The organism is Bordetella genomosp. 5 (assembly GCF_002261315.1).
In the GTDB taxonomy this organism is placed as follows: domain Bacteria; phylum Pseudomonadota; class Gammaproteobacteria; order Burkholderiales; family Burkholderiaceae_B; genus Bordetella.
In genome coordinates, this window is record NZ_NEVP01000006.1 from 331,665 (window position 1) to 352,400 (window position 20,736).

Annotated in this window: 15 protein-coding genes; 11 read left to right on the forward strand and 4 right to left on the reverse strand. The window is 69.7% G+C overall.

Going from position 1 to position 20,736, the window contains the following annotated elements; genetic code table 11:
- Window positions 1–26: 26 nt before the first annotated feature.
- The 3 genes from CAL25_RS10340 to CAL25_RS10350 form a co-directional block, all read right to left on the reverse strand.
- On the reverse strand, window positions 27–4,802 hold the full coding sequence (locus tag CAL25_RS10340) for a response regulator (RefSeq protein WP_249279017.1): 4,776 nt from the start codon (window positions 4,800–4,802) through the stop codon (window positions 27–29).
- Between the two features lie 137 nt (window positions 4,803–4,939).
- Window positions 4,940–5,779 carry a c-type cytochrome gene (locus CAL25_RS10345; protein WP_094799879.1) on the reverse strand — a complete coding sequence of 280 codons (840 nt, stop codon included), beginning with the start codon at window positions 5,777–5,779 and terminating at the stop codon, window positions 4,940–4,942.
- Window positions 5,780–5,786: 7 nt separating this feature from the next.
- Window positions 5,787–6,224, reverse strand: a complete 438-nt coding sequence (locus tag CAL25_RS10350) for a c-type cytochrome (RefSeq protein WP_249279018.1) — start codon at window positions 6,222–6,224, stop codon at window positions 5,787–5,789.
- Between the two features lie 143 nt (window positions 6,225–6,367).
- Here CAL25_RS10350 and coxB point away from each other — a divergent pair, with 143 nt between their 5' ends.
- The 4 genes from coxB (at window position 6,368) to CAL25_RS10370 (ending at window position 10,983) form a co-directional block, all read left to right on the forward strand.
- Window positions 6,368–7,372, forward strand: coding sequence for a cytochrome c oxidase subunit II (gene coxB, locus CAL25_RS10355; RefSeq protein ID WP_094799880.1), 1,005 nt, complete (start codon window positions 6,368–6,370; stop codon window positions 7,370–7,372).
- Window positions 7,369–9,933 carry a cbb3-type cytochrome c oxidase subunit I gene (locus tag CAL25_RS10360; protein WP_249279019.1) on the forward strand — a complete coding sequence of 855 codons (2,565 nt, stop codon included), beginning with the start codon at window positions 7,369–7,371 and terminating at the stop codon, window positions 9,931–9,933. The genes coxB and CAL25_RS10360 overlap by 4 nt, the downstream gene beginning before the upstream one ends.
- A gap of 2 nt (window positions 9,934–9,935) precedes the next feature.
- Window positions 9,936–10,280, forward strand: a complete 345-nt coding sequence (locus CAL25_RS10365; RefSeq protein ID WP_094799881.1) for a hypothetical protein — start codon at window positions 9,936–9,938, stop codon at window positions 10,278–10,280.
- Between the two features lie 73 nt (window positions 10,281–10,353).
- A complete protein-coding gene (locus tag CAL25_RS10370) occupies window positions 10,354–10,983 on the forward strand; it encodes an NAD(P)H-binding protein (protein ID WP_094799882.1) in 630 nt (209 codons plus the stop codon).
- Window positions 10,984–10,987: 4 nt separating this feature from the next.
- On the opposite strand, the gene CAL25_RS10375 is transcribed toward CAL25_RS10370, so the two are convergent.
- A complete protein-coding gene (locus tag CAL25_RS10375) occupies window positions 10,988–12,148 on the reverse strand; it encodes a cystathionine beta-lyase (RefSeq protein WP_094799883.1) in 1,161 nt (386 codons plus the stop codon).
- A 92-nt stretch (window positions 12,149–12,240) separates the two neighbouring features.
- Here CAL25_RS10375 and CAL25_RS10380 point away from each other — a divergent pair, with 92 nt between their 5' ends.
- The 7 genes from CAL25_RS10380 to CAL25_RS10410 all read left to right on the forward strand — a co-directional run bounded on the left by CAL25_RS10380 (window position 12,241) and on the right by CAL25_RS10410 (window position 20,696).
- Window positions 12,241–12,726 carry an Lrp/AsnC family transcriptional regulator gene (locus CAL25_RS10380; protein WP_094799884.1) on the forward strand — a complete coding sequence of 162 codons (486 nt, stop codon included), beginning with the start codon at window positions 12,241–12,243 and terminating at the stop codon, window positions 12,724–12,726.
- Window positions 12,727–12,851: 125 nt separating this feature from the next.
- Entirely contained in the window at window positions 12,852–15,134 is a 2,283-nt protein-coding gene (locus tag CAL25_RS10385; RefSeq protein WP_094800233.1) for a molybdopterin-dependent oxidoreductase, read from the forward strand.
- 191 nt (window positions 15,135–15,325) lie between these two features.
- Window positions 15,326–16,813, forward strand: coding sequence for an ABC transporter substrate-binding protein (locus CAL25_RS10390; RefSeq protein ID WP_094799885.1), 1,488 nt, complete (start codon window positions 15,326–15,328; stop codon window positions 16,811–16,813).
- Window positions 16,800–17,747 (forward strand): ABC transporter permease, encoded by a 948-nt coding sequence (locus tag CAL25_RS10395; protein ID WP_249279020.1) that lies wholly within the window; start codon window positions 16,800–16,802, stop codon window positions 17,745–17,747. The genes CAL25_RS10390 and CAL25_RS10395 overlap by 14 nt, the downstream gene beginning before the upstream one ends.
- On the forward strand, window positions 17,744–18,679 hold the full coding sequence (locus tag CAL25_RS10400; RefSeq protein ID WP_094799886.1) for an ABC transporter permease: 936 nt from the start codon (window positions 17,744–17,746) through the stop codon (window positions 18,677–18,679). Before CAL25_RS10395 ends, CAL25_RS10400 begins: the two co-directional genes overlap by 4 nt.
- Window positions 18,676–19,698 carry an ABC transporter ATP-binding protein gene (locus CAL25_RS10405; RefSeq protein WP_094799887.1) on the forward strand — a complete coding sequence of 341 codons (1,023 nt, stop codon included), beginning with the start codon at window positions 18,676–18,678 and terminating at the stop codon, window positions 19,696–19,698. The genes CAL25_RS10400 and CAL25_RS10405 overlap by 4 nt, the downstream gene beginning before the upstream one ends.
- A complete protein-coding gene (locus CAL25_RS10410; RefSeq protein ID WP_170948459.1) occupies window positions 19,695–20,696 on the forward strand; it encodes an ABC transporter ATP-binding protein in 1,002 nt (333 codons plus the stop codon). The genes CAL25_RS10405 and CAL25_RS10410 overlap by 4 nt, the downstream gene beginning before the upstream one ends.
- Window positions 20,697–20,736 lie beyond the last annotated feature (40 nt).

Genomic DNA, 20,736 nt, shown 5'->3' on the forward strand with positions numbered 1-20,736 from the left:
ACGCACGCACAGGCGCAGGCGCGGGCTCAGACCTTGACGGTCGGCGTGGCCACCTGAGCCTGTAGCGCGTCCAGCAACTGGGCGGGCGTGTAGGGCTTGCGCAGCTGGCGGGCGCTGCGCAGCTGCGGGTAGACACTCAAGCGGTCGCGTTGATCTTCGTCGGAGGTCACCAGGACGACCAGCGCCGGATTCAGCATCCGGGCCGCGGCGGCCACCTCGAGCCCCGAGCCATCAGGCAGGGCCGGATCGGTGACCAGCGCCTGGAACGCATGCCGGTCGAGCAGCGCATAGGCCTCGGCCACGCCGCCAGCGCCATAGGCGTCGCCGTCGCGCCCCTGAATCAGGGTGCAGGCGTGCGAACGGGCGTCTTCGGCGGCGTCCAGGACCAGCACGCGGAGGTCGCGCAACGGGTTCGGCGCCGCATCCACGGCATCGACCGAAATGGCCGCGCCAGCCCGCGCCGCCGCCTGCACGACGCCGCGCGCATCCAGCACCTGCCGCACGCGCTGCGCCAGCGCCGCCGCGGTGTAGGGCTTGGACAGCAGATCGATGCCCTCATCGAGCCGGCCGCCATGCACGATCGCGTCGGCCGCGTAGCCCGAGGTGAAGAGCACCGCCAGATCGGGCTGCCTGGCGCGCGCCAGTCGCGCAAGCTCCGGGCTGCGCAGCGGCCCCGGCATGACCACATCGGTAAAGAGCAGGTCGACCGCGGTGCCGGCCTCGAAGATGCCATGCGCGCTCTGCGCATCGCGGGCTTCCAGCACGCGGTAGCCCAGGCCGGTGAAAAGATCGACCACCGTGGCGCGCACCGCGTCGTCGTCCTCGACCACCAGCACCGTCTCGTTGCCGCCCTGCGTGTCGGCGGGCAGCGGCGCATGAACGGGCGCTTCGGCCTGTTCGATACGCGGCAAATACAGTTTGACCGTGGTGCCGCGACCGGGTGCGCTGTCGAGCTGCACATGGCCGCCCGTCTGTTTGACGAAGCCATACACCATGCTCAGCCCCAGACCCGTGCCCTGGCCCTCGGGCTTGGTCGTGTAGAACGGCTCGAACACGCGCTCGAGCAGGGCTTTGTCGATGCCGCAGCCGGTGTCGGTCAGGGCGAGCGTGACGTACTGGCCCGGCCGCAGCGCGCCTTCATGATCGCGCGGCGGCAGCGTGACGTTGTCGGCCGCGACGATCAGCGAGCCGTGGCCTTCCATGGCATCGCGGGCGTTGATGGCAAGATTCAGCAGCGCGTTTTCCACCTGATGGGGATCGGCCAGGGTGTGCCAGAGATCGGCGGGGATGCGCAGATCCACCTCCACGCCGTCGCCCACGGCGCGGCGCAGCATGTCTTCGAAATCGCGCAGGAAACGCGCCAGGTTGATGACCTTCGGGGCGAGCGGCTGGCGCCGGCCGAACGCGAGCAGTTGCGAGGCCAGCTTGGCGCCGCGTTCGACGCCGGCCAGCGCGTTGCGCGCGCGCTGCTGGCCGCGGGGGTTGTCGGCCAGGTCGCGCTGCAACAGTTGCAGATTGCCGCCGATCACCTGCAGCAGGTTGTTGAAATCGTGCGCCACGCCGCCGGTCAGTTGGCCCACCGCCTCCATCTTCTGCGACACGCGCAGGGCTTCCTCGGCCTCGCGCAGCGCCTCGGCGGCGGCCTTGTCGGCAGTGATGTCGCGGCCGACGCCATGGATGCTGTTGGCCGCGGCGTCGAAGGACCAGGTCCAGGCCACCCAGCGCCACTCGCTGGTCGCGGTGCGCAGGCGGTGCTCGGCGTGCTGGCTGCCGGCCCCGGCGCGCAACGCGGCGAAGACGGCGCCCGCGCCCGCCTCGTCATCGGGATGCACGAGACTGCCGTAGCGCTGATCGGCCAGCGCGGTGTCGGGATAGCCGAGCCGCTGTGTCCAGGACGGGCTGAGACGCGCCAGATGCCCCTCGCCGTCGCAGATCACGAGCAGATCGTCGCTGTGCTCCCACAGGCGGTCGCGCTCGGCCACGGCGTCGGCGATGCGGCGTTCCAGGCTGTTGTTGAGTTCGCGCAGCGCCGTTTCGGCGCGGGCGCGCTCGGCGATCTCGCGTTGTGCGGCCTGATACAGCATCGCGTTGTCGATGCCGATGGCCGCCTGCGCCACGATCCCGATGACCAGTCGCTCGGCGCGCTCGTCGAAGGCCTGCGGCTCCGGATGCACCAGATAGAGATGGCCCATCAGGCTGCCGTCGCGCCCGCGCACCGGCGCGGAGAGGTAGCTGCGCGGGGTAAGCGCCAGACCGGGCAGCATCACGTGCGCCTCGGCCAGATCATCGTGGCGCAGGACACCGATTCCGGTCGGCCAGGCCGGCAGGCGCGCGGCGCAATGGTGCCCGAGTAGTCCGTGGTCGCCCGCGATGGCCAGGCGCGGCTGCGACGGCGCGGCGTCGGGCGCGCACGGGTAGGTGAGCAGCCCCAGGGCGGCGCCGGTGAGCTCGGTGGCCGCGCTGATCACCGCCTCGACCGCACGGGTCATGTCGAGCTCGGCCGCCACCACCGCGCCCACATGGTTCAGGACCTCGAGGGTGCGGGCTTCGTCGGCCAGCCGGCGCGCCGACTCCTGGCGCAGCCGGTTGAGCCGGAGATTGCCGCTCACGCGCGCCAGCAATTCGCGCGCGGAGAAGGGCTTGATCAGATAGTCGTCGGCGCCGGCGCGCAGGCCGTCGACCGAGGCTTCTTCGCCGGCGCGCGCCGACACGAGCAGGACCGGCACCGTGTTGAGCGTGGGATCGGCCCGCAAGGCGGCCAGCAGCCCGAAGCCATCGAGCCGCGGCATCATGACGTCCGACAGAATCAGGTCCGGGCGCTTGCGGCGCGCCTGCGCGAGCGCGGCCATGCCGTCGGGCGCGGTCTCCACGTCGTAGCCGGTGGCCAGCAGAATCCGGCTGATGTAGGCGCGCATGTCGTCGTTGTCGTCCACCACCAGCACGCTGCCGCTCTGTGCCGCGACGCCGGTGGCGTCCGGGCGCAGGTCGGAGACGGCGGGGCTGTCGAGATAGGCGGTCGCCAGCGCCGGCGCGCTGCGCGCGGGCGTGTCGCTGGCTGCATGCAGCGGTGGGCCGAGCGGCAGCCGCAACGCCATGGTGGTACCGACGCCGATCTCGCTGCTGGCGCTGACTTCGCCGCCGTTCAGGCGCACGAACTCCTGCACCAGGGCGAGGCCGATGCCGCTGCCTTCGATGCTGCGGCCCTGCGCTCCCGCCACCCGGTGGAAGCGGTCGAACACCCGGGGCAATTCTTCCGAGGCGATGCCCAGCCCGGTGTCGGCGATCTCGACCTCGGCGTGCTGGCCGTCGGCACTGGCGCGCACCGACACGCGCACGCCGCCGTCGTAGGTGAACTTGTAGGCGTTCGACAGCAGATTCAGGATCACCTTTTCCCACATTTCGCGGTCGAGCATCACGGCGCGCGGCAGCGGCGGGCAGTCGATGTCGAAGGCGAGCCCGGCTTTTTCCATGGTCGAGCGGAACAGCGCGGCGAGGTCCGCCGTGACCGTGGACAGATCGGTGGGCTGCAGATCGAGCTGGACGCGTCCGGCTTCGATGCGCGAGAAATCCAACAGCGCGTTGACGAGCTTGAGCAGGCGCAGACCGTTGCGGTGCGCGAGCTCGACCGGCGCGAGGCGGGTGGGATCGAGCGTGGCCTCGTTCAGCAGGTCTTCGAGCGGCGCGAGCATCAGCGTGAGCGGCGTGCGGAACTCGTGGCTGATGTTCGAGAAAAACTGCGTTTTGGCGCGGTCGATTTCGGCCAGGGCCTCGGAACGGCGGCGCTCCTGTTCGTAGGCGCGGGCATAGCGCAGCGAGGCCCCGATCTGCGCGGCGGCCAGATCCAGAAAGTGTGCGTATTCGTGGGTGTAGAGCCGCAGCGGGTTCAGTCCCACGACCAGCACGAAGGCGGGCTCGTCTTCGCTGGTGGCCCGAATCGGCAGCAGGGCCGCCTGCTTCGGCGGCCGCTCCCAGATGTTGGCGGGCAGGGCGCCGGGAAAGCGGGTGTCGAGCTGGTCCACCAGAATGGGTTCGCCGCGGCGCAGCGCCTCGGCGCAGGGCCAGACCGCTTCGGCCAGCGCGAGGCGGGCGGGGGCGAGCGCCGAGTCCGGTTGCGCACCGCACAGTGCCGTCAGCTCCGCCCCGTTGCTTTGGGGTTCGATGGCATAGATCAGGCCGAAGACGATATCCTGCGGATTGACGGCGAAGGCTTCGCCGCTCAGGCGGCAGGCATCGCGCCAGTCGGCGGCCTGCGGCATGACGGTGGCCAGCTCGCGCAGCAGCTTGAGCTGGCGGTCGCCCACCACGCGCCGGGTGTCGTCGCTATTGGCGCAGATGATGCCGCCGATCGAGCCATCGTCATTCGGCAGCGGCGTAAAGGAAAACGTGTAGTACGTTTCCTCGGGATAGCCGTTGCGCTCCATGATGAGGAGCTTCTCTTCTTCGTACGTGCCTTCGGCCCGCGTCACCGCCGTATGCAGCAGCGGCTCCATGTAGTGCCAGATTTCGTGCCAGACCTCGCGCGTGGGCTGCGCCATGGCGGCCGGATGCCGTGCGCCGAGAATCGACTGATAGGGATCGTTGTACAGAAAATGGAAGTCCTCGCCCCATGCGATATAGATGGGTTGCCGCGAGGTCAGCATGATGCGAACCGCGGTCTTGAGGCTTTGCGGCCAGCCCGCCGGATCGCCCAGCCGGGTGCCGCGCCAGTCGTGCGCGCGAAGCAGGGCACCGGCCTCGCCGCCCCCCGCAAGAAAGGCCCGCGGGTCCGCGCCAGCTGCGGCGACGGTGAGGGTATCGGGCACGTACGACTCCTTGATGCAACGGGATGGCTGAGGGGACGATGACAGCGGCGCAGCCGAATCATAGAACCCTACTGACATCCCTGACCAGATCACAGAAACCGCCGACGACATTAAGTATCCAGTCGTGTCGGCGGTGCTCACTCTTTGTCCAGCGTTCCCAGAAAGGCCGCCATGTCGCGCGCATCCTGTTCCGACACGTCCAGGTCGGGCATGGCGGTGCCCGGCGCGTGGCGGCCCGGATCGCGCAGCCACGCCGCCATGGTCTCGGGGGTGTTCGGCAGCGTACCGGCAATCAACGGCCGGTTGGCCATGCCCGCCAGCGACGGCCCGACGTCGTACTGCGCGCCGACCACGCCCGGGATCGCATGACAGGTGGCGCACAGATATTGATGCATGGCGTCCCGGCCGGCGCGCAGATCGGCGGGCCGCTCCGCGGGCGGGTCGGCCGCCGGCACCGACCTGGCGGCGCGCGCCTGCTTGCGGTAGTCCGCCGGCGAGAGCTCGGGCAGCGTGCCCATGAAAGCCACCACGTCCCAGATCTGCTCGTCCTCGAGCCGGTACCGCCAGGCCGGCATGCCGGTCATCTTGATGCCGTTGCGGATGACCCAGAACATTTCCGGTGCCGGCCAGGTGCGCGGCGTCTGGGCCAGCGCGGCCGGCGCCGGATTCAAACCGAGCGCGAACGGCTGCGGCGCCACGCCCGGCGCACCGTGGCACTGAACGCAATGCTGTTGATACAGGGCCAGCCCGCGTTGTACCCGGCCGGGATCATCGAGCGGCGGGGCTTCGATGCCGGCGGCGCGGATGGTGATGGCCCGCTTCAAGGCCACATCGAGCACGCGGTGCACCGGCGCGGTGTGCTGGCCGGTGGCGCTGATGTCGTAGACGCCGAAATAAATGGCGGCGGCGCCGCCCAGGCCGGCGAGCAGGCCGGCGCTGGCGAGCGTGAGCAGAACGATGCGCAGAGTCTTGGACATGGGCGCCTCAGTCCTGTGCCAGCAGGTAGGCGGCGATGTCGGCGGCATCGCGCCGGTCCAGGCCGTGGGAGGGCATCGCGGTCCGCGGGTCGATGGCCGGCGGGTCGATCAACCAGCGCACGAGGTTGTCGGGCGTGTTGGGCAGCTTGCCGCCGATGTAGGTTCGCTGAGACAGGCCCTCGAGCGTGGGGCCGACCTGCGCCGTGGGCGACCGCAGGCCGGGCACGCTGTGACAGGCGGCGCAGCCCAGCTCGGCGATGCGCGCGCGGCCGCGGGTCGCGTCGGCGGCGGGCAGGGCGCTGGCCGACGGGGCGGCAGCCAGGGGTTCGGCCGGATCGCCACAACCGGCCAGGGCCAGCAACAGTGCCGGCAGCAGCCCGAGGCGCGCCGGCGGCGAGGGTCGACGGAGAGCCCGAAGGCCGCCGGAGCGAGGACTGACAGGCACGAAGCGGAATCCTTTGAGGCGTGGCGCGGGTTGGCGGGCCGGCGCGGCCCGGGGAGCTCGCGCGGTCGGGGCTGGAACGCCACGTGCTGATGAGCGCGCCAACCTGTCTGATCCCAGCCAGCAAGCCGCATGCCAAAGGAGAAATGACTATCGCCCCGCCGCTTGTGCGTTCCTGTCCCTGGCTGGCCTCGATACCGGCCACCGTATGGGCCACCGATGTCCGGGCCAACGACCAGTCCGCGCTCGCGCCGAAGGGCGAGGCCGCCGCCCGCATCGCCGAGTTGGCCTGGGTGATGACGATCGGCGCCACGCTCATCTTTCTGCTGGTGGCCGTGCTGCTGTGTCTGGCCATCTGGGGCCCGGCCGCGGTACGCCGCAGGATCCGGCATCGCGCGCTGATCATCGGCGCCGGCGTGGCGTTTCCCACGGTCGTGCTGACCGCGCTGCTGGTCTACACCCTCGGGCCCGACCTGCATGAGCCCGGCGAGGAGGACACGCTCCACGTGGAAGTCACCGGCGAAATGTGGTGGTGGCGCGTGCGCTATCACGACGCGCGGGGCGGCCTGTTGTTCGAGACGGCCAACGACATCCGTATTCCTGCCGGCGTGCCCGTGGTGTTTACCCTGAAGGCGGCCGACGTGATTCACAGCTTCTGGGTGCCCAGCCTGGGCGGCAAACGCGACATGGTGCCGGGCCACGTGAACCGGCTGCGGCTGCGTGCCGACGCGCCGGGGGTCTATCAGGGCCAGTGCGCCGAGTACTGCGGGGCCCAGCACGCACGCATGCGGCTGGAGGTGCACGCGCTCGAAGCGGGCGCCTTCGAGGCGTGGATCCATGCACAACAGCGGCCGGCACGCGAGCCCGATACCGCGCTGCTGCGCCAGGGCCGCGAGCGCTTCCTGGTCTCGTGCGCCGAGTGCCACACCGTGCGCGGCACGGCGGCGGCGGGCACCTCCGGCCCGGATCTGACCCATCTGGCCGACCGCCGCACGCTCGGCGCCGGTCTGCTGCCCAACAATATCGGCACGCTCGCCGGCTGGATCGCCGCGAGCCAACAGCTCAAGCCCGGCAACTTCATGCCGTCCTTCGACACCTTCAGCGGCGCGGAGCTGCGCGCCCTGGCCGCCTACCTGGACAGTCTCGAGTGACCTCTATCCCTCAGAATCACGCCGCGCACGCCGCGCACGCCGCGCACGGCCAGCTGCCCGATCCGGCGCCCCGGCCGGACGGCGAGTACGAGCAACTGGCCCGCGTCTGGGCGCGGCCCAAGGGTTGGCGGATCTTCTCCGACGTCAACAACACCACCATCGGCTTGCTGTACATCGGCACGGCGCTGCTGTTTTTCATCCTGGCCGGCATTCTCGCGCTGCTGATGCGGGCGCAGCTGGCGCTGCCCGATAGCGGCCTGATCGGCCACGAGCTCTACAACCAGCTCTTCACCATGCACGGCACGGTGATGATGTTTCTGTTCGCCGTCCCGGCCGTCGAGGCGGTGGCCGTGCTGTTGCTGCCCAATATGCTCGGGGCCCGCGATCTGCCGTTCCCGCGGCTGTCCGCCTATGCCTATTGGGCCTATGCGATCGGCGGGCTGGTGTTCTTCTGCAGCCTGTTCGTCGGCCTCGCGCCGGACGGCGGCTGGTTCATGTACCCGCCGCTCACCAGCTCGACGTATTCTCCGGCGGTCAACGCGGACCTCTGGCTGCTGGGCATCGGCTTCATCGAGATTTCGGCCATCGCCGGCGCGATCGAGCTGGCGGTCGGCATCCTGCGCACCCGCGCGCCGGGCATGACGCTCGAGAAGATGCCGATCTACGCCTGGGTCATGCTGGTGTTCTGCGGCATGGTGCTCATCGCCTTTCCCGCGGTGATCGTGGCCACGCTGCTGCTGGAAATGGAGCGCGCCTTCGGCATGCCGTTCTTCATGGTGGAGAAGGGCGGCGACCCGCTGTTGTGGCAGCATCTGTTCTGGTTCTTCGGCCATCCCGAGGTTTACATCATCTTCCTGCCGGCGGCGGGCATGGTGTCGATGATGATCCCCGCGCTTGCCGGGGTGCCGCTGGTCGGCTACCGGCTGGTGGTGATGGCGGTCGTGGGCACGGGCTTCGTGAGCTTCGGTCTCTGGGTGCATCACATGTTCGCGACCGGGATTCCCGCGCTGTCGCTGAGCTTCGCCTCGGCGGCGAGCATGGCGGTGGCGGTGCCGACCGCGATTCAGGTGTTCGCGTGGATCGCGACGCTGGCGGCGGCCACGCGCCTGCGCCCGATCAAGACGCCCATGCTGTTCATTCTGGGCTTCTTCTTCGTGTTCGTGATGGGCGGGCTGACGGGGGTGATGGTCGCCGTCATTCCGTTCGATCTACAGGCCCACGACAGCTATTTCGTGGTCGCGCATCTGCACTATGTGCTGTTCGGCGGCATGGTGCTGCCGCTGTTCGCGGCCTTCTATTACTGGACGCCCTTCGTGAGCCGCCGCGCGCTGTCCGAGCGCATGGGCCGTTGGGCGTTCTGGCTGATGTTCATCGGCTTCAACGTCAGCTTCTTCCCGATGCATTTCACCGGGCTGGCCGGCATGCCGCGGCGCGTCTACACCTACGCGGAGAGCCAGGGCTGGACGGAACTCAATCTGGTGTCGACCGGCGGCGCGGTGCTGATCGCGGCCGGCGTGCTGGTGTTCCTGATCGACCTCGCGCGCAACTTCCGCCCGTCGGTCGATGACAATGCCGGCAATGTATGGGGCGCGGGCACGCTGGAGTGGCTGCCCAATGGCCAGTATGGTGTGCGCAGCGTGCCGGTGGTGCGCAGCCGCGAACCGCTGTGGGATCAGCCGGGGCTGGCCGAGGAGGTCGAAGCCGGCCGCTACTATCTGCCCGGCGCGCCGACGGGCCGACGCGCCACGCTGGTGACCAGCGCGGTCGATGCGCGGCCGGAGTATGTGCTCGAGTTGCCGGGGCCCGGCTGGAAGCCCATGCTCGCCGCGATCGGCACGGCCGGCTTCTTCCTGCTGCTGACCTTCAAACTCATCGTGCCGGCGGCGCTGTTCGGCCTGCTGGCGATCGTCATGATCTGGGCCTGGGTCTGGCGCGCCGAGCCCGGGCCGGACGGGCGGGTGGTGGATGTCGGGGGCGGTCTGCGTCTGCCGGTTTCGTGCACCGGGCCGCGCTCCCATGCCTGGTGGGCGATGGTGATGCTGCTGGTCGTGTGCGCCAGCATTTTCGGCGCGTTGATCTTCACCTATCTCTTTCTGTGGACGACCTCGCCGCCCGGATGGGCCGATCTGGCGCGCCTGCCCGGCGGCTGGCGGCCGTGGCTGGCCGGCGGCCTCGCGCTCGCCTGCTGCGCCTTGCTCGAGTGGGCCGGCGCACGCTTGCGGCGCGGCGCACAGACCGGCGTGCGGATCGGCGTGCCGCTGGCGGCGCTGTGCCTGGGCCTGTCGGCCGGGGTGGAAGTCGAGGGCCATTGGCGCGCCGGGCTGCGTCCGCAGGACTCGGCGTATGCCGCCGCCGTCTATGCGCTGGCGGGCGTCCAGGCCGTGTTCGCGGGCATCACCGCGATGATGGCGGCGTTCGCCGTGGCGCGCTCCTGGGCCGGCGTGCTCACCGAGGGCCGGCGCGCCAGCTTCGACAGCCTGCGGCTTTATGCCGCGTACAGCGCGGCCCAGGCCATCGTGGCGCTGACGCTGGTGCACGGCTTTGCGCGGTGGGTGGGCTGACCATGGCTTGGTCCTCCTCTACCCGCGCCACCCTGGCCACGCTGTTCGCGCCCACGCTGTGGTTCGTGCATTTCCTTGCGGTGTACATCATCAATGCGCTGGGTTGCGCGCGGGGGCAGTGGCAGACGCCCTGGCTCGGCCTGCCCGCGTCGTCGTGGATCATCGTGGTGGTCAGCGTGCTCTCGCTGGCGGCGATCGCACTCGTCTGGTATCGGCAATCGACGCGCGGACCGCAAGAGGGCAGCCTTCGGTTCCTGCTGTGGCTGACCGGCGCGCTGTCGCTCCTGTCCGCACTGGCGATTGTGTGGGAGACAATACCGGTATTGATGGTGCCGGCATGCGGCTGATGGCACGTAACGGTGTGCGCCGCGGCGCCCTGCGCCACTTGGGCCCGCGGCAAGACATTCAGAGGGGCGCGATATGAAACTGTTGTTGGTCGGGGCGACCGGCCTGGTCGGCAGCCACGTACTGCGCCTGGCGCTTGCCGATACGCGCATCGACGCGGTGGTGGCGCCGGTGAGAAGGGCGCTGCCCGAGCATCCCAAGCTCGATGCGCCGCGGATCGACTACGACCACCTGCCCGCGACGGCGGCGTGGTGGCGCGCCGACGCCGTCATCTGCACGCTGGGCACGACGATCAAAAAAGCCGGGTCGCAGGCGGCGTTTCGCCGGGTCGATCACGACTACGCGCTCGAGGTCGCCCGCCACGCGCACGACGCCGGCACGCCCGTCTATGCGCTCAACTCCGCCATGGGCGCGGATCCGGATTCACGCTTTTTTTACAACCGGGTCAAGGGCGAGCTGGAAGCAGATCTCGCGCGCGTCGGCTTCCGTTCGCTCACGTATGTGCGCCCCGGCCTGATCGGCGGCCACCGCAAGGAGCCGCGCCTGGGCGAACGGCTGGGTCTGGCGGTGCTGGGGGCGCTGGGGCCCGTGCTGCCCCGGCGCTACCGGATCAATCCCGCCGAGCGTATCGCGGCGGCGCTGCTGGACGCGGCCGTCTCGCCACGCCCGGGCGTGCACGTCGTCGGGTCCGACCGCCTGGTCTGAGCCCTCAGCCGCCGTCGAGGCCGGCCAAGGCCTGCCGCAGGTCGTCGATCAACTCCTGGGTCTGCTCCAGGCCGATGTTCAGGCGCACCAGCCGCCCGGCGTAATCGCGGTTCGGCCGCGCGAGCTCGGGATACGACAAGGCCAGGCTCGTCACGCCACCCCAGCTCATGCCGATCTTGAACAGCTGCAAGGCGTCGATGAACGCGGCGACCGCGGCCTTGTCGTAGGCGTCGCGGAACAGGATGGAGAACACGCTGGCCGACCCGGTGAAGTCGCGCTTCCAGACCGCGTGGCCGGGGCAGTCGGGCAGGGCGGGGTGATACACCGCCTCGATCTGCGGCTGCTCCGCCAGCCAGCGGGCGATTTCCAGCGTGGCGCGCTCGAGGTGATCCAGACGCAGCGCCAGTGTCTGCAACCCGCGCAACGCCAGGCTGCAATCATCGGGCGAGGCGGCCATGCCCAGCTGCTGGTGCGTGTCGCCCACCCGTGTCTTGAGGTCCGCGTCGCGCACCGACACCGTGCCCAGCAGCAGGTCGCTGTGGCCGCCCACATACTTGGTCAGCGCCTGGATGCTGATGTCCACGCCGTGCGCGAAGGCGTCGAACAGCACGCCGGCCGCATAGGTGTTGTCGAGCGCGACCGTCACACCCCGGGCGCGGGCCGCGGCGCAGATCGCGGGCACGTCCTGGATCTCCATCGTGACCGACCCCGGGCTCTCGGTCCAGATCAGCGCCGTCTCCGGGCGGATCAGTGCGTCGATGCCGGCCCCGATCAGCGGATCGTAGGCTTCGATCGTGACGTCGAAGCGGGCGAGCAGGCCGCGCGCGAGCTTGAGGTTGGGCCCATAGGCACTGTAGGGCACCAGCACATGGCAGCCCGGTTTGCACACGGACAGATAGACGAGCGCGATGGCGGCCTGCCCACCGGGCACCACGAAGGTGTGATGCGCGCCTTCGAGCTGCGCGATGCGGGCGCCGAGTTCCAGGGTCGTGGGCGTGCCGTACACCCCGTAGGTATAGCCATGCTGGTCCTGGCGCCAGCCGTCGCGCACGTCGGCCTGGCGCTCGAACAGTACCGTCGATGCCCGGTGCGTGGGCACCGTAAGCGAGGCGAAGCCCTTGGGGGCGAGGGATTGAGGCTGGACGAGTCGCGTGCGCCAATGCATGTGAGGCTCCATGAACGAGGTGCCCGTAATTTATTGCGCCCGGCGCGATAAGTGGATGCGATCTGTCCGATTCATATGAGAAAATTTCTCGCATGAAACCGGCCAATCTGCCTGACGACTTCGACCTGGCCCTGCTGGCCGCCTTGCAGCAGGACAACCAGCTGCCGCTGCGCGTGCTGGCCGAGCGCGTGCATCTGTCGACCGCGTCGGTCCAGCGGCGGCTGCTGCGTCTGCGCCAGGCCGGCTTCATCCAGGCCGACGCGAGCGTGATCGACCCCGAAAAGCTCGGTCAGGTCATCACCCTGATCGTCGAGGTGCACGCCGACCGCACGCAGTCGGCCGACCTCGACCGCATGAAGCAGGATTTCTCGGGGCCGCAGATTCAGCAGTGCTACTACGTGACCGGCGAGGCCGACTTCCTGCTGGTGCTCACCGTGCCGAGCATGACCGTGTTCCAGGCGCTCGCCCAGCGGCTGTTCCACGACAACCCGAACGTAAAGTGGTTTCGGACCATCGTGGTGCTGGAGCGCGTGAAGGCGACCCTGCATGTGCCGCTGCCGGGTCGCGCGCCGGGCTGAACACCGACCCGGGACGGCTGCACAGCGCCGGCCTTCCAGCGCCGAATGGGCGCTGAGGACTTTTCCTTTATGCTGCGGCAAAAGCCCGGGCGTTCCCGTTGTTCCGCAAGGTCGGTCTCTCATTCATGTCACGTCTACGCAGTCCCTCGCTCGCGCACTGGGGCGCCTTTACCGCCGTCACCGAGAACGGCCGCCTGGTGGCCTGCGAGCCGTTCGGGCCCGACCCCGAGCCCTCGGCCATGCTGGCCTCGATTCCGGAGATGGTGCATTCGCCGCTGCGCATCCGGCGCCCGGCCGTGCGCAAGGGCTGGCTCGACGGCAATCGCGAGCGCGAAAACGACGAATACATCGAGGTGTCGTGGGAGCGCGCGCTGGCGCTGGTCGCCGACGAGCTCGCCCGCGTGCGCGCCGCCCATGGCCCGGCCGGTATTTTCGGCGGATCCTACGGCTGGTCGTCCGCCGGCCGCGTGCATCACGCGCGCAGCCTGATCCGGCGCTTCCTGTTTCAGGGCGGCGGCTGCGTCGACCAGATCGGCAACTACAGCTGGGGCGCGGCTCAGTTTCTGCTGCCGCACGTCATCGGCGGCACCAGTCCGGTCAGCGGGGACGTCACCGACTGGGACAGCGTGCTCGGCAATACGCGCCTGATCGTGGCCTTCGGCGGCATTCCGGTAAAGAACAGCCAGGTCACATCGGGCGGCGCAGGCCTGCACAACCTGTCGGGCTGGCTGCAGGAGGCGCAGGCGCGCGGCATCCGACTGGTCGCGATCACGCCCACGCGCGCCGACATTCCCGAAGGCAGCAATGCCGATTGGATCGCCATCCGTCCCAACACCGATACCGCGCTCATGCTCGCGATGGCGCACACGCTGATCGCCGAGGGGCGGCATGACGCGGCGTTCGTGGCCACGCATTGCACGGGCTTCGAACGCTGGGCCGCCTATCTGCGCGGCGAGACCGACGGTCAGGCCAAGAACGCGGCGTGGGCCGCGGCCATCACCGGCGTCCCGGCGGACACGATCCGGGCGCTGGCGCGCGATTTGGCAACGCAGCGCAGCCTGCTCACCGCCGCCTGGTCTTTGCAGCGGGCGCAGTACGGCGAGCAACCCTATTGGGCAATGATCGCACTGGCCGCGCTGGTAGGGCAGATCGGCTTGCCAGGCGGGGGTTTCGCCTTCGGGCACGCCTCGCTCAACGGCGTGGGCCAGCCGCGCCGCCTCGTGCCGGGACCGGAAGTGCCGGTGCCGCGCAACCCGGCACAGCTCGCCATTCCGGTCGCGCGCATTACCGACATGCTGCTGGCGCCTGGCGCCGAGTACGAATTCAACGGCGAGCACCATGCCTATCCCGATATCAAGCTTATCTATTGGGCGGGCGGCAACCCCTTCCATCACCACCAGGATCAGAATCGCCTTCGCAGCGCCTGGCGCACGCCCGAGACGGTGATCGTGCATGAGTCGTGGTGGACGCCGCTCGCGCGCCGCGCCGACATCGTGCTGCCCGTCACCACGCCGCTCGAGCGCGCCGACGTCGGCGGTTCGTCCCGCGATCCCTACGTGTTCGCCATGCATCCGGCCATTGCGCCGCAGGGTGAGGCGCGCAACGACTTCGACATCTTCGCCGAGCTGGCGCGGCGGGCGGGCTTTTACGAGGCCTATACCGCCGGGCGCGACATCGATGGCTGGTGCCGCCATGTGTACGAAGGGATGCGCGGCGGCTGCGCCGAGCGCGGCGTGACCCTGCCGCCCTTCGATGAATTCTGGGCGCGGGGCTACGCCGAGGTGCCGCCGCCCGAGCGCCCCTATGTGCTGTATGAAAACTTTCGCCAGGATCCCGCGGCGCACCGGCTGCGCACGCCATCGGGCCGCATCGAGCTCTACTCGGAGGTGGTCGCCGGCTTCGGTTACGACGATTGCCCGGGGCACCCGGCCTGGCTCGCGCCCACGGAGTGGCTGGGCGCACCCGCGGCGCGCGACTGGCCGCTGCATCTGCTGACCAACCAGCCACGCACCCGGCTGCACAGCCAGCTGGACCCCGCGTCGCTGTCGCGTGCGGGCAAGGTCGCGGGTCACGAGCCAGTGGCGCTCAATCCCGACGACGCGGCCGAGCGCGGCATTCGCGCGGGCGATGTGGTGCGCCTCTACAACGCCCGCGGCGCCTGCCTGGCCGGCGCGGTGCTCGACCCCGGCCTGCTGCGCGGCGTCGTCATCATGGCCACCGGTGCATGGTCCGATCCCGACGGCGATCTCGACCGTCACGGCAATCCCAACACGCTGACCGCCGACGTCGGCACCTCGCGGCTCACGCAGGGGCCGAGCGCCCAGACCGCGCTGGTGCAGGCGGAACGCTACGCCGGACCGGCGGTGGGCCATCGTGCCTGGGAAGCGCCCGTGCTGCGACCGGCCTGAGACCCGCGCGGGGCGGTGCTCTGCGCTGAACGGTCCAGTCTGCATACAGCGCGACGCCGACGGCGCGTCAAGTATTTCCGTGACATATCTATAGAACGGCACGTTCTCATTTCACGCGGCAAACTGCGCTCTCCTTAATAACGACACCGACATGCGCGCGAGACGCGTCTGTCCAGCCGCCGGGAGTGCGCATGCGCTTTACACAATATCTGGTCCTGTCCGCTTCCATTCTGGGCGCCGTCCATGCCGGTGCTTCCCAGGCCGCCGACATCACGCTCGCGCTCGGCACCGAGCCGTCCACGCTCGACCCGCAGACCGCGCAGGATGGTTCGGAGCGCGCGGTGTCGCGCAACATTTTCGAAACGCTGCTCACGCGCACGCCGAAGGGCGAGCTCGTGCCGCATCTGGCCACCGCGCTGCCGCGCGCCATCGATGCCGCGACCTGGGAAGTGACGCTGCGCCCGAACCTGAAGTTCAGCGATGGCCAGCCGCTGGACGCCGCGGCCGTGGCCGCGAGCATCAACCGCATCGTCGACCCCAAGACCGCCTCGCGCCAGCGCCCGTTCTTCCTGGGTATCAAGCAGGCCGAAGCGGTGGATGCGACGACCGTGCGCGTGCATACGAACGGCGCCGATCCGGCCTTGCCGGCGCGTCTGTCCTGGCTGACCATCGTGTCGCCGGGCGCGGCCGCCGATGGCAGCCTGGGCCAGAAGCCCGTGGGCAGCGGCCCGTACGTGCTGACCGAATGGTCCAAGGGCAACCGCATCGTCCTGAGCAAGAACCCGAACTACTGGAATCCCGCGGCGGTCGGCAATGTCGACCGCGCGACGTACCGCTTCGTGGCCGAGCCGGGCACGCGCCTGTCGGGCCTGCGCGCCGGCGATTTCGATTTCATCACCAACGTGCTGCCCGAAGACACCAAGCGTGTGGCCAAGGCCGTGACGCTGCAGGGCACCGATCTGCCGTTCGTGTCGCTGAACGCGCTCAAAGGGCTGACCACCGATGTGCGCGTGCGCCAGGCCCTGAACTACGCCGTCGACAAGGAGGCGCTGGCCAAGGATCTCTACGGTGGTTACGCCGCGGTCTCGCGCGGTCAGCTGCTGGCCCCGGGCTGGTTCGGCTACGACGCCTCGATCGAACCGTATCCGTACGACCCGAAGCGCGCCACCGAACTGCTGAAGGCCGCCGGCGCGCATGGCAAGACCATCGATCTGTACGCGCCGTCGGGCCGCTGGCTCAAGGACAAGGAGCTGGCCGAGACCATCGCCGCCTGTTGGGAAGCCGCCGGCCTGAAAGTGAATTTCCGCGTGCTGGCCTGGGCCGAGTATCTCGATGCGCTCAACAAGAACCGCGTGCCAACCGAAGCGCAGATCAGCAGCAGTCACTCCAATCAGCTGCTGGACGCGGACCGCACGCTCAGCGCCTACTACGCCGAGGGCGGCGTGGCCGCGGCCAACGACAACGCCGAGCTCAAGGGCCTGATCGACCAGGCCCGCCAGGAGGCCGACCCGGCCAAGCGCCAGGCGCTGTACACCAAGGCACTCAAGATCGGCCGCGACCAGGCGTATCTCGTCTTCCTGCTCGAGGGCGGCGAAATTTTCGGCTTGTCCAAGCGCGTGGACTTCGCGCCGCGCGTCGATGGCCTGATTCCGCTCAAGGACTTCCGTGTCACCGACTGATCGTGGCGGGCGCGGCCTGCCGCGCTTTTTGGTCGCCCGCCTGATGCAGGGCCTGCTGGTGGTGGCCGGCGTGACCACCATCGTGTTCATCGTGACGCGTCTGATCGGGGATCCGGTGCAGGCGATGCTGCCGGTCGACGCGTCGGCGCAGGACCGCGCGGTGCTGGCGCAGGCGCTCGGCATGGACGGCTCCCTCTGGCAGCAGTATCTGCACTATGTGCGTGATATCGCCACGTTCGACTTCGGCAACTCCAGCTGGCAGCAGCGACCGGCCATGGACATCGTGCTCGAGCGCCTGCCGGGCACGCTGACACTGTGCGCGGGCGCGCTCGGGCTGGCCATGCTGGCCGGCGTGCCACTGGGCGTGATCGCCGCGCTGCGGCCGGGCCAGTGGGCCGACCGGATCTCGGTGGTGCTGAGCCTGAGTGGCCTGTCGCTGCCGCAGTTCTGGCTGGGCCTGCTGCTCATCCTGCTGTTCGCGGTCACGCTGAACTGGCTGCCGTCGTCGGGCGCCGACGCCCCGGGCAGCGCGGTGCTGCCCATCCTGACGCTCGCGCTGCCGGCGCTGGGCCGCATCGCGATGATGCTGCGCTCCGCGCTGATCGACGAACTCAACTCGCTCTACATCCGTACGGCGCGCGCCAAGGGTCTGCGCGGGCGCCGCATCGTGCTTGTGCATGCGTTGCGCAATGCCGCGGTGCCCACCGTGGCGCTGCTGGGATGGGAGTTCGCCGCAATGCTGGCCGGTCATACCGTGGTGGTCGAAACCGTGTTCGCCTGGCCCGGTCTGGGCCAGACAGCGGTGCAGGCCATCGAGCGGCAGGACCTGGTCCTGCTGCAGGCAGTCGTGTTCTTCATTGCCTTTCTGATCGTGATCATCAACTTCTGCCTCGACATCGTCTACCGGCTGCTCGACCGGAGAATCGCGGTATGAACGCGCACCCCTGGGAAACGCCGCTCGCCGCCGTCGGGCCGCGCCTGCGCGGCTGGGGCGGCTTGTCCGACCGTCAGCGTGGCTGGGCGCTGGCCGCGCTGCTGCTGCTCGCGCTCGCCGCGGTCGCGCTGCTCCTGCCCTGGCTGGCGCCTTACGACCCCGCCGCGATCAAGCTGTCGGCCAGGCTGCGCCCGCCGGCCTGGGAAGAGCGGGGCACGCTGGCCAATCTGCTGGGCACCGATAATCTGGGCCGCGATGTTCTGAGCCGCGTGCTGCATGGCGCGCGCCTGTCGATTCTGATCGGCGCCGCGGTCGTGGCCATCTCGGCGAGCTTCGGCGTGCTGGTCGGCCTGGTGGCCGGCTTCGCCGGTGGGCGTGTCGACACCGTCCTGATGCGCTGGGTCGATGTTCATGTCGCGTTTCCGGGCCTGCTGTTGTCGCTGGTGATCCTCGTGATCCTGGGGCCGGGCCCGGGCACGGTGATTCTCGCGCTCGCGCTCAACGGCTGGATGGTCTACGCGCGCCAGATCCGCAGCGTGGTGCTGTCGGTGCGCCAACTGCCCTATATCGAAAGCGCGGAGATGGCGGGCGCGCGTCCCGCACGCATTCTGCTGCGTCATGTATTGCCGAATCTGGCGGCACCGCTCATCACGCTGATGGTGCTGGAGTTCGCGCGTGTGGTGCTCGCGGAAGCCGCGCTGTCGTTCCTGGGCGTGGGCGTGCAGCCGCCCGGAGTCTCGTGGGGACTGGACGTGGCGAACGGCCGCAACTATCTCACCAGCGCCTGGTGGCTGGCGACGTTCCCGGGGTTGTCGATCGCCCTGACCGTGCTGGCTGTGAATCTGGCGGCCAGCCGCCTGCGTCTGGCGCTGGATCCGCGCGAGCGCGAAAAGGAATTCGCGCGCAAGCTGCTGGGCAAGGAGCGCAAATGAACGCGCCATCGCATGAGGTGTATGTGGCCGCTGCCACGCCGCCGCTCCTGAGCGTGCGGGAGCTGAGCGTCGAATTTCTGACCCGCCACGGCAGCGTGCAGGCGGTGGACGCGGTGTCGTTCGACCTGCGCGCCGGCGAGACGCTGGCCCTGGTGGGAGAGAGCGGCTCGGGCAAGAGCGCCTGTGCGCTGGCGCTGATGGGGCTGCTCACACTGCCCGGCCGCGTCGCGGGTGGACAGGTGCTGTTCGAGGGGCAGGACCTGCTCTCGGCGCCGCCCGGCGTGCTCGAAGACCTTCGGGGCAAGCGCATCGCCATGGTGTTCCAGGACCCGATGAGCGCACTCAACCCCTTGCTCACGATCGGCACACAGATCGACGAGGTGCTGGTTCGGCACACCGCGCTGGATGCCGCTGCGCGCCGCGCCCGCATCGTCGAGTTGCTGAGCCAGGTGGGCATTCCGAAACCGGCCGAACGGCTCGCGCGGCTGCCGCACGAGTTCTCGGGCGGCCAGCGCCAGCGCATTCTGATCGCGATGGCGCTGGCCTGCGACCCGGCCGTGTTGATCGCCGACGAGCCCACGACGGCGCTCGACGTGACGATCCAGGCGCAGATCCTGGCGCTGCTCGCCGAACTGAAGTCGCGCCTGGGCCTCGCATTGCTGCTGGTGACACACGATCTCGGCGTGGTCGCGCAGGTCGCTGATCGTGTGGCCGTGATGTATGCCGGGCGGCTGGTCGAGCTCGCCGGCGCCGACGCCTTGTTCGCGGCTCCCGCGCATCCGTACACCGCCGGCCTGCTGCGCGCGACGCCGCGACTGACCGACAATCGCCACCGCATGACGGCCATCGAGGGCACGCCGCCCGATCTGCGGCAGCGCCGGTCCTGGTGCGATTTCGCGCCACGCTGCCCCGCGGCCGACGCCGCCTGCGGACGGCGCCCGCCGCTCGGCGAGGTCGCGCCCGGCCGGCTGGCCGCGTGCGTGCGCCCCTGGACGCCGGCCAGGAACGACGAAGCATGAACGCACCCCAACCTTTGCTGCAGGTGAACGACCTGCGTGTGCATTACCCCGTGCGGTCGGCCGGCTGGTTCGGCAAGCCTGTGCTGGCACGCGCCGTGGACGGGGTGTCGCTGACGCTGAACCGTGGCGAGACCCTCGGCCTGGTCGGTGAGTCGGGCTCGGGCAAGACCACGCTCGGCCGCGCCGTGCTGCGGCGCACGCCGCTCACCTCGGGCAGCATCCGGTTCGATGGCGCGGACATCACGCAGGCCGGGGCCGCGCGGCTGCGCGAGCTGCGCCGCCACATGCAACTGGTATTCCAGGACCCCTCCACCAGCCTCAATCCGCGGCACACGGTGTTCGACGCGATCGCCGAGCCGCTCATCGTGCACGGCTGGCGCGAGGGCAGGGCCGCGCTCGAGGCACGGGTCGCGGCGCTGATCGCGCAGGTGGGGCTGCCGGCCGATAGCGCCCAGCGCTATCCGCACGCGTTTTCGGGCGGGCAGCGCCAGCGTATCGGTATCGCCCGCGCGCTGGCGATCCAGCCCGAGCTGATCGTGGCCGACGAGCCCGTGTCGGCGCTCGACGTGTCGGTGCGGGCGCAGATCATCAATCTGTTCCAGGACCTGCAACAGGCGCTTGGCCTGTCGTTTCTGCTCATCGCGCATGATCTGGCGGTGGTGCGGCACGTGTCGCACCGGATCGCGATCATGTACGCGGGGCAGATCGTCGAGACCGGCGCCCGCGACGACGTATACGAGCGCGCGCAGCATCCGTACACGCGCGGCCTGCTGGCGGCCGTGCCCGAACCCGAGCGGGGCGCCGCCGCGCGCCGGACGTTCCCGGTGGCACTGGGCGAACCACCCAGCCCCATGTCGCCGCCCACCGGCTGCCGCTATCACCCGCGCTGTCCATTCGCCACGCAGCGATGTCAGGACGAGGTGCCGCCGTTGGCGCAGGTGGCGCCTGGCCATGCCGTGGCCTGCTGGTATCCCGGCATTTCGGTCCGGCCCGCCTAGCGCGTCAACCCGGATTGCCAACCCCGCACGATACGTCTTC

What these genes read in the sequence shown, in the direction of transcription:
- CAL25_RS10370 (WP_094799882.1), top strand. Translation starts at nt 10,354, where the DNA reads ATGAAACTGTTGTTGGTCGGGGCGACCGGCCTGGTCGGCAGCCACGTA.
- CAL25_RS10375 (WP_094799883.1), bottom strand. Translation starts at nt 12,148, where the DNA reads ATGCATTGGCGCACGCGACTCGTCCAGCCTCAATCCCTCGCCCCCAAG.
- CAL25_RS10390 (WP_094799885.1), top strand. Translation starts at nt 15,326, where the DNA reads ATGCGCTTTACACAATATCTGGTCCTGTCCGCTTCCATTCTGGGCGCC.
- CAL25_RS10385 (WP_094800233.1), top strand. Translation starts at nt 12,852, where the DNA reads ATGTCACGTCTACGCAGTCCCTCGCTCGCGCACTGGGGCGCCTTTACC.
- CAL25_RS10410 (WP_170948459.1), top strand. Translation starts at nt 19,695, where the DNA reads ATGAACGCACCCCAACCTTTGCTGCAGGTGAACGACCTGCGTGTGCAT.
- CAL25_RS10400 (WP_094799886.1), top strand. Translation starts at nt 17,744, where the DNA reads ATGAACGCGCACCCCTGGGAAACGCCGCTCGCCGCCGTCGGGCCGCGC.
- CAL25_RS10380 (WP_094799884.1), top strand. Translation starts at nt 12,241, where the DNA reads ATGAAACCGGCCAATCTGCCTGACGACTTCGACCTGGCCCTGCTGGCC.
- CAL25_RS10405 (WP_094799887.1), top strand. Translation starts at nt 18,676, where the DNA reads ATGAACGCGCCATCGCATGAGGTGTATGTGGCCGCTGCCACGCCGCCG.
- coxB (WP_094799880.1), top strand. Translation starts at nt 6,368, where the DNA reads ATGACTATCGCCCCGCCGCTTGTGCGTTCCTGTCCCTGGCTGGCCTCG.
- CAL25_RS10365 (WP_094799881.1), top strand. Translation starts at nt 9,936, where the DNA reads ATGGCTTGGTCCTCCTCTACCCGCGCCACCCTGGCCACGCTGTTCGCG.
- CAL25_RS10345 (WP_094799879.1), bottom strand. Translation starts at nt 5,779, where the DNA reads ATGTCCAAGACTCTGCGCATCGTTCTGCTCACGCTCGCCAGCGCCGGC.